The sequence below is a fragment of the Flavobacterium sp. genome (genome assembly GCF_044368625.1).
Classification (GTDB): Bacteria; Bacteroidota; Bacteroidia; order Flavobacteriales; family Flavobacteriaceae; genus Flavobacterium.
This window is the reverse complement of sequence record NZ_JBIPPD010000094.1, coordinates 1-11,878: the sequence shown is the minus strand read 5'-3', so window position 1 is coordinate 11,878 and position 11,878 is coordinate 1. Positions and strand designations below refer to the sequence as shown.

Sequence of the window (11,878 nt, the reverse complement as noted above, 5' to 3'; positions counted from 1 at the left end):
TTTAACCAAATCAAAGTACAGCTCGTGATCTGGCTAGAATTTTTAATGTTTATTTTTACAAATGTATTTTTCAAAATAAATTTAAAAACTCAAAAAGTGAGTTTTTAAGGAGTGACTATTTTAGGAAATCAGACAGGCGTTGAAGTCAGTTATTTTGACCAAAATAATGTGCCTTTGTCCAGTCCGCTCCCGAATCCTTTTGTGAGTGGTTCGCAAACCATTCGGGTGGAATTGAAAAACCCATTAAACCCTACATGTTTTACAACGTATAACATTTCATTAATTGTACATCCGAATCCGTCCATTTCATTAATAGGCAACGAGCTCATTTGCAGCGATAATCCCGCATTTATAAAGATTATTGATGCAGGATTGACTGATCCTTCTTTGCAAAATGAATACACCTACACTTGGTTTTTAGATAATGTATTAGTGCCAAATCAAACCAACTACACACTCACTGTTAATCAAGAAGGCACTTATACTGTGATAGTCGAAAACCAATTGGGTTGCACTTCTTCTCGTACTATTGGAGTCACGGCATCCAACTCGGCAACGATTGAAAATATTGTCGTTACGGATTTGTCCGACAACAATTCGATTACAGTAAAAGTATCGGGTTTAGGCGAATATGTCTATAATTTAAACGGCGGGACTTTTCAAGAATCGGAAGTTTTTTCGGGGCTTATTCCCGGCATTTATACTATCGGTATCGCCGATGAAAAAGGTTGCAAAAGTGTTTATGAAACCGTTTACATCCTGGGGGCTCCCAAATATTTCAGTCCAAATGGCGACAGCTATAATGATTTCTGGAACATTCAATTCTTGGATCCCACTTTAAATTTAAAAATCAGCATTTTTGACCGTTTTGGAAAATTACTCAAATTGTTTAATCCCAAAGACACCGGTTGGGACGGTACGTACAACGGAACTCCACTTCCGGCAACGGATTATTGGTACGTTATTGCATTTGAAAGCGGACGGTTTGTAAGGGGTCATTTTAGTTTGGTGCGCTAAGTTACTAACGGGAATGGGCACGAGGAAACGCTCGAGATAGCAGAGGTTTTTTTGACACCGATTTGCTACGCCTGTTCGCTATCGCTCGGGTCACCAATTTGCACATGTTCTATAATTGAAAAAATTTCAGAGATTTTCTCCTTTAGAAATAATTGAAATGGTTTTTGCCACAGATGTTTTGCGGGAGAGGAACAGCAGCATTTTCTAAAAATCCGTAAACCCCTAGCCGTGATAGTAGCGGAAAGCCCGGAAACAGAAAAGCCAATTTTTCCTGCCCAAAAAGAGCGACCAACGGAAGCTCCTTTCGGGACTTTGGAAAAATGGCTTGGCTGATGACGACTTGAAGCGGATAGCGCGAAATGGCTTCAAAAAGAAAGGAGTTCAATTTTTTTGCGAAATTATAACAGTTGATAGTTTTTAATTCCAAAGATAATTGTTTAATTTTGATTACAATTTTTTATAAATCAATAAAAACAACGATATTATGGCATTTGAATTACCAAAATTACCTTATGCATACGATGCATTAGAGCCACATATTGATGCCAAAACTATGGAGATTCACCATACGAAACATCATAACGCCTATACAACCAACTTGAATGCAGCGGTTGCAGGGACGGATTTAGCGGGTTTAACAATTGAGAACATCCTTATTAATTTAGATAAAAAAAACGCGGCAGTTAGAAACAATGGTGGTGGTTTTTACAATCACAATTTGTTTTGGACGGTAATGTCGCCCAATGGTGGTGGTGAACCAAAAGGCGAATTGATGGATGCTATTGAAGCTGCTTTTGGAAGTTTTGAGGAATTTAAAACTAAGTTTGCCAAAGCGGGTGCTACACAGTTCGGTTCAGGATGGGCTTGGCTTTGTGTACATAAAGGCGGAAAACTAGACGTTTGCGGAACGCCAAATCAGGACAATCCGTTGATGCCGGAAGTGGGCTGTGGTGGTACTCCGATTTTAGGAATGGATGTTTGGGAACACGCGTATTACTTGAATTATCAAAACCGTCGTCCGGATTACATTGAAGCTTTTTTTAAAGTAATCAACTGGACGGAAGTAGCGAGACGCTTTGCGGTTGAGAAATAAAACTTTAAATATTTATGGTTGGAGAAGCAGGAAATTTAGGTTTTCTGCTTTTTTTGTGGTTTGAAATTTTGATGATGGCATACGATTGGATGGACTTGGTAGAACTTTATTTTTTTCAAATTTCAGTGAATTAATTATTGAAATTCTTCTACCCTTTCGTTTTAATTTCAAAATCGTTTTCCGTATTTATAGCTTTCCCATTGTATTGAAGTTGCCACCCCATTGATTTGGTTAAAATCAAAATATTAGAAAGTTCCGTGACTAGTCGGTTTTTAGCATTGGTTTTCAGAGTTGAACTTTCGATTTTTTTGGCAAGATTGGCACGAACGGTTTTGTTGATTTTGTTGTAATCTTCGGCGGTAAACTCGTTCAACTTGCTTTGTTGCATATCGTAATATTTGTAATCCGGATAAATTTTGATTTCTTCTTCAGGGATAAATTTGATTGTTACTGTTTTGTTTGGTGCATCAATATCGTACGTAATTTTACTTAAATCAAACGAGACCGTTACTTCTGCATTGACAACGACTAAGGCTTTTTTCTCAAACGAAAGCACGTCGAGCAAGTACTTTTTTTGGTCTTTATAGGTAATCACTTCTGCGAAATTCCCTTCGGTAACAACGAGTTTTCCAACGTTTTTAATTTGTTGCTCAATTAAATTAGTGTCGTACTCTAATGTAGAAGTTTCATTGGATTTTGTTGTCAAAAGATACATCAAATACACTATTACCGCCAGTAAAACCACTAAAACCCAACGGCGTGACTCGGATAGAAAGGCGGTAATTTTGTCAAAAAAAGTTTTTTTTGTCGGACTGGAATTGAGTTCACTCATTGGGTACATTTTCCAACGAATATAAGAAATCTGTCCCGGTATATTTTATGTATTTTGCTAAAATCGTGTAAAGAGATGGTTGTAATATAAGTAGTAACTTGAATTTACTTTTTTGATTGATATTGAAATTGCGTTTGGATATTACGTTTAATAGTTGTGTTGACATTGAAACCTTATTCCAGCAACTTCTTATTGACCCTGCTTGCAGCAATATAAGAAGCCACAAATCCCAAAACGGTTACAGTTGCTAAAACTATCAAAACATTTTGAATGGTGAATTTCACCGGATAAGCAAACGTTTCGTTGATCATAATGAGCTGGAAATAATCTTGTGCTAAAATGATAGCAATTCCTAAAAACAATCCAATTAAAGAACCGATGAAACACAAAAGTGTGCCTTGAAATAGAAAAATATTCTTTAAACTTTTGATTTCAGTTCCTAGATTATAAAGCGTTTTGAGATTGCCTTTTTTTTCTAAAATCATCATAATTAACGCGCCAATCAAGTTGAAAAGCACAACGATTATCACTAATGTAAATATCAAATAAACCGCAATGTTTTCGGTATTGAGCATTTTGTAAAGCGAATCGTTGAGTTGTGCCCGATTTTTTACAATGACTTTATTTTCAAAAATTTTGTTTAATTCCTCAACTACTTTTACCTCTTCGGCATTCGGTTGTAGCTTCAATTCAATCGACGAAAGCTGATTTGGTTTGAGAAAAAGCATTTCTTGAGCAAGTGGTAAATCGCAAAACACATATTTTAAATCAATGTCTTCACTGATGGCATACATCCCGATGGGAACCAACGTTTGGGTTAGGAAAGCATCGTCGGGCGTGTTGATATCGCCTTTTCCCGCCTTTGGAACAAAAACCTGAAAAGCATTATTAAAATCCATCAAGCCCATCGATAATTTTTGCGAAATGCCGGAACCCACTACAACTTGCAATGTACTGGGTTCGATCCAATCTCCTCCATACAAGCCTTCTTCTACAGTGCTGACTTTTGTAAATAAAGTGTCAACGCCTTTTAAATTTGCCACTTGCTGTTTGCCATCAAACGTAAAAAGAAGGCGTTCTTCAACCGTTTGACTGTAAAAGGCGACGTCTTTTAGTTTGGATAATGCTTCTGCTTCACTGGAATTAAAAGCAAAAAATTTTCCCGATTTGGGTACAATTTTTAAATCCGGATCGATGGTATTGGTAAACGAAAGGCTAAAATCTATCAGTCCACTAAAAACCGAAAGTACCACAAACAAAGCCATTGAACCCGCAATTATACCAATACTAGCAATCCAGTTGATGGTGTTTATTGCGGTGTTTTTACTATTGCTTTTGAGGTAGCGCTTAGCGATGTATAGCGAAAAATTCAAATTAGTATTTTCTTCGTTTTTCTAATAAATCACGGTTTTCAATTGGATTTTCTTGGCCTTTTAAAGCATTATCAATCTTTTCGATGTAGTCTAAAGAATCGTCGATGTAAAAGGTCAAATTGGGTACTTTTCGCAATTGCATTTTTACACGCTGTGATAAATCGTGCTTGATTAAAGGAGTATTGGTTTTAATAGCTGCCAAAGTTTCTGCTGCTTTTTCTTGCGGAAAAATGCTTAAATGCACAGTTGCCACAGACAAATCTGAAGTTACTACGACCTTAGAAACCGAGATTACCAAATTTGAAATCCCGTTTTTTCTGATTTCACCTTGAAGAATATCAACCAAATCTTTTTGGATTACCCCGCCTATTTTTTTCTGTCTATTTGTTTCCATACTGCAAAAATACAATTTTAAGTCTTATGTCTCGAAGCCTATGTTAGTATTATATGGTGCCGAAGTGTTGAGTGGAATCATTATTCAGGTTAAAATGTGTAAATTTGCATCAAATTTAAATCGCAATGAGTAAAATTCGCATCACAAAACAGTTTACATTTGAAACAGGACATGCCTTATATGGCTATGATGGAAAATGTAAAAATGTTCACGGACACAGTTATAAATTATCGGTTACTGTTATTGGCTCACCCATTACAGATTCAAATAATGTTAAATTCGGTATGGTGATTGACTTTACGGATTTAAAAAAAATAGTCAAAGAGGAAGTTGTAGATCAGTTTGACCACGCCACCGTTTTCAATCAAAATACCCCACACGTAGAATTGGCAAAAGAACTCAAAAACCGCGACCATCACGTTATTTTAGTCGATTATCAACCCACGAGCGAAAATATGGTGATTGATTTTGCCGACCGGATCAAAAAACGTTTGCCAGAAAATATCGCGCTTTTTTCTTTGAAATTGCAAGAAACAGAATCCTCCTTTGCGGAGTGGTTTGCAAGTGATAATATGTAAAAAATGCTCTTTTTTATAGAACCAAAAACCCCCGAAGCGTTCACTTCGGGGGCTTTCGATTTAATCAATCTTTTAAAATTATCCTTAATGATAAATTATTTTGGGCGTTCCCCTACGGGTCGGGCTTTGCGTTACAATCTTTTTTGTCTCGTCTTTTTGGACGAGACAAAAAAGGATTTCCTCCCGACACTTCGGGACAATCCCTAACGCGGGTTCCGTTGTAGGCTGAACGGATCGCTTATTTCTTTACAATCAAAAATTCACTTCGTCTGTTTTGTGCGTGTTCTTCTTCTGTACAAGCTTCTTTACAATCTACTTTGGGTTCGCTCTCTCCGTATCCTTTTCCTGAGATTCGTGCTTTATCGATTCCTTTAGAGATTACATACTGCACGGTCGATTTGGCCCTACGATCAGACAGACTCATATTGTAAGTATCACTACCTCTGTTATCGGTGTGTGCTTTTACCATAATCACGATGCTTTCGTTTTGCTTCATCACTTGAACCAGTTTGTCTAATTCAAAAGCGCCTTCGACCGTGATGTTGGCTTTATTGTACTCAAAATTGATTTCTTTTAAAATCACTTCTTTCTCGGTTACAATTACATCTATCGGATTCAACGGTGCATCTACTCTTATTTTTCCTCCATTTGTAGCTGCGATGGAGAATACGCCACTTTCATAGCCGTCTTTCGCGGCTTGAATGCTATAGGGCGTGTTGCAATCTAATGGAAAGCTGATTGCTCCACTTGCAGTGGTAGTTTGGGTTTCCAAGACGTTTTTCTTTGCATCTAGTATCGATACTCTTGCATTGCTTAACAAAGCGCCTGTTTTGGTATCGGTTACAACTACAATTGATTCTACACCGCATACTGGATCGGCCCAATAGATGTTATCAGCTCCTGTTCTATTGCTGGAAAAGAATCCTGCGTTTTTACTTACATTGAAGCTAAAGGCGAAGTCGTCTTTCTCGCTGTTTACCGGTTTTCCAACATTCTGGATTTCGTTGTTGGTTTTTAGGTCAATCATGTAAATGTCCAATCCACCAAGTCCAATGTGTCCGTTGGAGGAGAAAAACAGGATGTTGTCGTCCGTTATTTGCGGGAATTGTTCTTTGCCTTCGGTGTTGATTTTGGCGCCCATATTCTCGGGTGTGCCGTAGCTTCCATCTGCATTGACTGCTACTTTCCAAATGTCGGTTTGACCTACAGAGCCTGGCATATTGGAACTGAAGTACAGGGTTTTTCCGTCTTTACTTAAACTCGGACTACTGTTTGAGTAGTCTTTGTTATTGAAGGGTAACGATTGAATGTTGCCCCATTTATCGCCGTCTTTAGTGGCTTTGTAAAGGTACACTTGCCCGAACTTTGTATTGAGTTTCTTGTCTTTTTCAAATTGTTTTTCACTGTGTGAGTCTCTTGAAAAATACATCGTGTTACCGTCGCTACTGATGCTTACGGGGCCGTCGTGCCACTTGGTGTTCAGTTCGGATACTTCTTCTGGTTTAGAGAAGGTTTTATCGCTGTTGTAGGTCGATTTATAGATGTCCAAATAGGGCTCGTCGTTCCATCCGTCGGTGCGTTTACTCTTGTTTCTTGAGGAGGTAAAATACAACGTGTTCTCGTTGGTTAGTACCGCACCAAAGTCGGATCCTTCGCTGTTGATCTCCAATGCTTTTACGTTGTAGGACTTTTGCTTGCTGAGCAGTTTTGGTAAATAGCCTGGGTTTTGGTTGAAGTCCTTGGCTCTATGATCGCTTGGTGCTTTTTTGGCAAAAACGGCCATTTGCTTGTTCGATTCTTCGTATTTAACTAAGGCTTTTAGCATTTGGGCATAGCGAAAGTAGGTTTCGGCCTCTTGTGGGGTTTCTACTACTTTGGCGTACCATTTGGCTGATTCTGTAGGGTTATACATGTTGTAATAGGAATCGGCCAGTTGCTTGTATAGGTAGGGGTCTTTCTCGCCTTTGTCTACTAACTTCAGGTATTCCTTACTCGCTTCTACGTATTCAAATTGATTGAAGAGTTTATCGGCGGTTTGGGTTTTTTTATTTTGTGCGGTTAAGGTTGTGGTGCTTACTAACACACAGCTTAATAGAATATAGAGTCTTTTCATTATGTGAGTGCTTTTATGTTAGAAAAATCGTGGTGAACGGGAAACTTTCTTTGGAAAGTTTAGATCAAATAACAGGATAACCTCGTGTGAGGAGGGTGCTGCTGTTCTAAGTTCGGAGATGATGTTGTCATAGGCATATCCGATTCGTAACGATGGGGTAACGGCAAAATTGACCATCGCTCCAAAGCTGTCGTCTACACGGTAGGTACCTCCTATTTCAAAGCGCTCGTTGAATAAAAAGTTGGCCGATACATCCAATGAACTCGGGGAGTTGAATGCGGATTTAAGCATTGCAAAGGGTTTGAATTTTACATTGGGGGTTAAATCAAATACGTATCCTCCTGTTAAGAAATAGTGTTGGGTTTCGGTACCGTATTTTACGCCATTGAAATCCAAATAATTGGCTTTCATCATATTGGGTACTGATAAGGCTACATAATATTTATTGGTGTAATAAAATATACCGGTTCCTATATTGAAAAATATATTACTGGTGTCTTCTCTAAATCCGCTATCGCTGGGGTCTGGCAGTGAGGAGTTGATATCGCTAAAGAGTCCTATTCTTTGAAACGTGGCTCCTGCTTTTAGTCCAAGGGCTAGCTTGTGTTCCCCTCCTAAATTAAGGGTGTAGGAGAAGTCTCCGTAAACGTTTTGCTCTTTTACCGGGCCGATTTCATCGGCTATTATCGAGAGTCCTAAGCCTACGTTCTTGCCCGCTGGGGAATGGCCTGAGAAGGTAAAGGTAGAGGGGGCTCCTTGTATGTCTACCCATTGCTTGCGGTATAAAAGTCCGAATGATAGGTTTTCTTTCGAGCCTGCATAAGCTGGGTTTATTACGTTCATATTATACATGTACTGGGTATAATGTGGGTCTTGTTGTGCTTGAGCCTCAAATAATGTGACTACAACAATCAGTACGGCTAAGTATATTTTATTCATATCCTGGTAGTGTTTTATGTGGTAAATTACTGCCTGAATTCCTTCAGGCAGTAATTATTATCCTTTTTTTATCTGTTAATGAAAATCCATCCCGTTATGCTCTCGCCTTCTACTGTTTGAATCATGTAAAAGTATGTGCCATCTGGTAATTCATCGCCTGCATTCGACTGGCCGTTCCACTGGTTTGTGTAATTGCCGTATCGGTACACTTGTGTTCCGTATCGGTTGTAAATGAACAGTTCTCTTACATTCAACGCACTCAAATCAAAGAAATCATTCTTTCCATCATTATTGGGTGTAATTCCTCTTTGAATCGTACAAGAAATGTTGTCTACCGTAATGGTTTCTGTTGCACTACAGCCCTCTGTATTGGTAACTGTAACGCTATAGGTTCCATTGGCTCCTAAGATAATAACGTTATCCTCATTGGTCGCTATCACATTGGGACCGCTCCATGTAAAACTCGATGACACTACATCAAAACTTCCATTAAACGGCTCTGCTACCAATCGATAAGCGTTATTTAAACAGCCTTGGGTAAAGTCGATAGCGATGGCTAGGTCATTAGCAGCTACTTCTACTGGGAAGGTAGAGATACATCCAAAGATATTTACCGATAAGGTATAAATTCCAATCTGGTTTGCAGTGAAGGTTTTTCCTACCCCTGTTGTTCCCGATGGACTGGTCCATGTGTACACCGCATTGGCATTATCAATATTAAAGTTGGTTGCCGTAAAAGCCAATTCAACTGTTTCTCCAGCACAAATTACATAGGGAGTTCCTGTAAAGGCTACTTGCCAGTTTGAAACACTTGCTCCTACTGTGAAACTAACTGGAGCACTCTGACAACCTAAAATATCTACTACAACCGTATAAACTCCTGCACCTGAAGTCGGTAATACGTTTGAACCTGAAACCACTTGCGTTCCATTTGGTAATGTATAGGTATACGTTACTGGTGTGTTGTTCGTGTTGTTCGTTACTACTGCAGTAAGCGTTCCCGGCTCTGTTGGACACAACGTTAATGGACCCGTAAAGCTTACATTCCACTGCGTGTTAGATGGTGAAACTGTAAAGGTTTGCGTAGATGTACAATTAGCATTAGTTACTGTAACTGTGTACAGACCATATCCTGTAGAACCTAAAATTTCTAATGTATTTGCTGTCGCTGCTGGGATTACAACCGAATTGTAAGTCCACTCGTATGTAACTGCATTTACATCAAAACTATTATTGGTAGGAACTACAGTAATAACAGTCGTTTCATTCGGACAAATTTCCAAATCTCCAGTTAATGTAAAGTTTACTGCTTCGGTAATTACTACATCAAAGGTAAAAATAACATTTCCGCATCCTGTATCCGTTAAAGTATTTACAACTTCATAAGAACCTGGAGCACTTGTCGCTAAATCAATTTCGCCCGTAGCTGCATTAATTACCAATCCCGCTGGCGAAGCTGTAAACTCACCTGCAACTCCTGTACCAATGAAATTTGGTACTGGGTTTGGCGTTACATTTTTACAATAACTTGAAGCTGCATATTCAAATTGAGCATTTCCAAAACCACCTACTTCCAAAATTACGGGAACTACAGCGAAACAACTAGTAAGCGAATTACTTTCTACCCTAATGAAGATGGTTTGCGTATTGGCAATCGTATTTACAAATGGTATTGTTAAATCGATAGCTGTTGTAGCATCCGCAATAGCATCTTCTTCCAAAATGTAATAAGAAACCGTGTAGGCTAATGGATTTAAAGTGCCCAGTACTTGAGGTGTCAACGTATTCAGATCAAATGGAGCGAAACCATCAATCGGTGCGTCATCACATACTTGGTATGGATCAGGTGAAACCACATTAATCGGTGGACTTAACGTTACTAAAATAGTGTCTTCTACTGGATTTAATCCACAATTACCTTTTACTGTGTAAGTTCCAGATTGAGATACTGTGATAGTTGATTGCGTTTCTCCAGGAATTAAAACGTTGTTAAAATACCATTCAAAAACAACTGGAACGTTATTAAGATTTACAACTCCTTCAAGAGCATTTAAAGTAACAGTAGCGGCACAAGCCTCAATATCCTCACCTAAATCAACGTCACAACAGAGCGTAGATCCTGCCGTTGGAGACTGAAAATTAGTCTGAACTAATTTAATAAAACCAGCCTGCCCATTAAAGTTAGTAATTAAGATGATATAAAACTCTCCTGCTTGCGCATTTGGAATTGAAATCGTTTCAGTTACTTGACCTGAATAACTACAGTCAACAATATTTCCTTGAGGGTAAAAGTTTGGATTAGTAGTATTATTAGGGCAAGGAGGTGAACAAGGACCAAATACAATTTCATTACAACTCTCTGGAGAAGTAAAAGGACCCCATGCAACGTAATCAACATCTAAGCCTGTTCCCAATAACTCTCCTCCAGGACCGATGTTTGTGTTTTGAAACATCGTAAAATTCAATGGCCCTGTTTGTCCTACTTGAAGTGTATAATAGGTTGGGTTTGGCGTTGTAAATAAACAAGCAATTTGTCCGACACTTGGTATTCCAGTAGTATTTGGAAAAATATAAGGGTTAGCTTCAGATCCACCACAAAAAGGAGCGGCATTCTGACAATTGGATACTGGTTTTACACAAACATTGAAGGTTACAACTTCGCTGTTGGTGCCGTTTGACCACACTCTTAAATAATAGGTTTGACCTACAACAAAATTAATATTATTGCTCGTCAAAGCATTTGCTGGAGCACAATACAATTGTACTAATGCACCACAAGTTCCACTATAAACACCGTGATTCAAATTCGTTGTCGTTCCTTCTATGTTTAGAAGAGAAATAATGTTATTAGTAGAAGTAGCTACAAAGCTAAACCATACATCATCGTCTTCCGTTCCTGTACAAGTATTTGAAACACCCGTTGAGCCTGTTGCACCAATTAAATTACCTGGAGTTACAAACAGACATTCTGAAAGTACGTTTACCGTAATTGGCACTGCATTGATACACTCGTCGTTTGGTCCTGGAGGTGGTGGCGTCGAAACACAAACGTCAAATGTAGAAAATTGATTCGGGTTTGAACCATTTGTATATACTCTAATTCTATAGGTTTGACCAAGCACTAAATTGGTTAATACAGCTGTATTGTTATTTGTAGCACTACAGAAAATTTGATTTGCGGTAGAACAGTCGATTCCGGAGTAAATGGCAAATCGTACTGCTGTAGTGGATCCTGCAACATTTAACAGACTTACAATATGAATGTTGGATGTAGCTACAAAACTGTACCAGACGTCGTCATTTTCACTTCCTGGACAAGTTGAAATTTCCGCTGATGCTGTTCCTCCTAATGTATTTCCTGCAACTGTTTGTGCACAAACTTGTGTAGGGTTTACCGGTACTGGAATTGCATCTGCACATTCGTCATTTACAGGTTTTGTAATAAAAGTTATGGGTGTCAATAACGTCCATGTGCTTACTTCTGTTGTTGAACAGATTGCGCGAACATAATATTGGTATCTTGTTCCTGGAGTTAAATT

Annotated in this window: 10 protein-coding genes; 3 read left to right on the top strand and 7 right to left on the bottom strand. The window is 38.6% G+C overall.

What is annotated here, in order from left to right; all coding sequences use genetic code 11:
- The first annotated feature begins 111 nt into the window (after window positions 1–111).
- Complete coding sequence (locus ACIQ2X_RS08705) at window positions 112–1,017, top strand: T9SS type B sorting domain-containing protein (RefSeq protein ID WP_396178537.1); 906 nt, start codon at window positions 112–114, stop codon at window positions 1,015–1,017.
- A 142-nt stretch (window positions 1,018–1,159) separates the two neighbouring features.
- Here ACIQ2X_RS08705 and ACIQ2X_RS08700 read toward each other — a convergent pair whose 3' ends face one another.
- Window positions 1,160–1,402 carry a hypothetical protein gene (locus ACIQ2X_RS08700; protein WP_396178536.1) on the bottom strand — a complete coding sequence of 81 codons (243 nt, stop codon included), beginning with the start codon at window positions 1,400–1,402 and terminating at the stop codon, window positions 1,160–1,162.
- A 99-nt stretch (window positions 1,403–1,501) separates the two neighbouring features.
- Between ACIQ2X_RS08700 and ACIQ2X_RS08695 the strand changes: the two genes are divergently transcribed.
- Window positions 1,502–2,110, top strand: a complete 609-nt coding sequence (locus tag ACIQ2X_RS08695; RefSeq protein WP_396178535.1) for a superoxide dismutase — start codon at window positions 1,502–1,504, stop codon at window positions 2,108–2,110.
- A gap of 148 nt (window positions 2,111–2,258) precedes the next feature.
- Here the strand turns inward: ACIQ2X_RS08695 and ACIQ2X_RS08690 are convergent, their stop codons facing one another.
- The 3 genes from ACIQ2X_RS08690 to rbfA form a co-directional block, all read right to left on the bottom strand.
- Entirely contained in the window at window positions 2,259–2,825 is a 567-nt protein-coding gene (locus tag ACIQ2X_RS08690) for a DUF4230 domain-containing protein (RefSeq protein WP_396178538.1), read from the bottom strand.
- A 290-nt stretch (window positions 2,826–3,115) separates the two neighbouring features.
- Entirely contained in the window at window positions 3,116–4,315 is a 1,200-nt protein-coding gene (locus ACIQ2X_RS08685; RefSeq protein WP_396178534.1) for an ABC transporter permease, read from the bottom strand.
- Window position 4,316: 1 nt separating this feature from the next.
- Window positions 4,317–4,709 carry a 30S ribosome-binding factor RbfA gene (rbfA, locus tag ACIQ2X_RS08680; RefSeq protein WP_396178533.1) on the bottom strand — a complete coding sequence of 131 codons (393 nt, stop codon included), beginning with the start codon at window positions 4,707–4,709 and terminating at the stop codon, window positions 4,317–4,319.
- A 125-nt stretch (window positions 4,710–4,834) separates the two neighbouring features.
- On the opposite strand from rbfA, the gene ACIQ2X_RS08675 reads away from it, so the two are divergent.
- Window positions 4,835–5,287, top strand: a complete 453-nt coding sequence (locus tag ACIQ2X_RS08675) for a 6-pyruvoyl trahydropterin synthase family protein (protein WP_396178532.1) — start codon at window positions 4,835–4,837, stop codon at window positions 5,285–5,287.
- A gap of 238 nt (window positions 5,288–5,525) precedes the next feature.
- Here ACIQ2X_RS08675 and ACIQ2X_RS08670 read toward each other — a convergent pair whose 3' ends face one another.
- The 3 genes from ACIQ2X_RS08670 to ACIQ2X_RS08660 form a co-directional block, all read right to left on the bottom strand.
- Window positions 5,526–7,400 (bottom strand): OmpA family protein, encoded by a 1,875-nt coding sequence (locus tag ACIQ2X_RS08670; RefSeq protein ID WP_396178531.1) that lies wholly within the window; start codon window positions 7,398–7,400, stop codon window positions 5,526–5,528.
- Between the two features lie 18 nt (window positions 7,401–7,418).
- Complete coding sequence (locus ACIQ2X_RS08665) at window positions 7,419–8,339, bottom strand: type IX secretion system membrane protein PorP/SprF (protein WP_396178530.1); 921 nt, start codon at window positions 8,337–8,339, stop codon at window positions 7,419–7,421.
- A 68-nt stretch (window positions 8,340–8,407) separates the two neighbouring features.
- Window positions 8,408–11,878 (bottom strand): gliding motility-associated C-terminal domain-containing protein (locus ACIQ2X_RS08660; protein ID WP_396178529.1); only part of this gene is annotated, 3,471 nt, incomplete at its 5' end.

What these genes read in the sequence shown, in the direction of transcription:
- ACIQ2X_RS08695 (WP_396178535.1), top strand. Translation starts at nt 1,502, where the DNA reads ATGGCATTTGAATTACCAAAATTACCTTATGCATACGATGCATTAGAG.
- ACIQ2X_RS08690 (WP_396178538.1), bottom strand. Translation starts at nt 2,825, where the DNA reads ATGTATCTTTTGACAACAAAATCCAATGAAACTTCTACATTAGAGTAC.
- rbfA (WP_396178533.1), bottom strand. Translation starts at nt 4,709, where the DNA reads ATGGAAACAAATAGACAGAAAAAAATAGGCGGGGTAATCCAAAAAGAT.
- ACIQ2X_RS08675 (WP_396178532.1), top strand. Translation starts at nt 4,835, where the DNA reads ATGAGTAAAATTCGCATCACAAAACAGTTTACATTTGAAACAGGACAT.
- ACIQ2X_RS08670 (WP_396178531.1), bottom strand. Translation starts at nt 7,400, where the DNA reads ATGAAAAGACTCTATATTCTATTAAGCTGTGTGTTAGTAAGCACCACA.
- ACIQ2X_RS08665 (WP_396178530.1), bottom strand. Translation starts at nt 8,339, where the DNA reads ATGAATAAAATATACTTAGCCGTACTGATTGTTGTAGTCACATTATTT.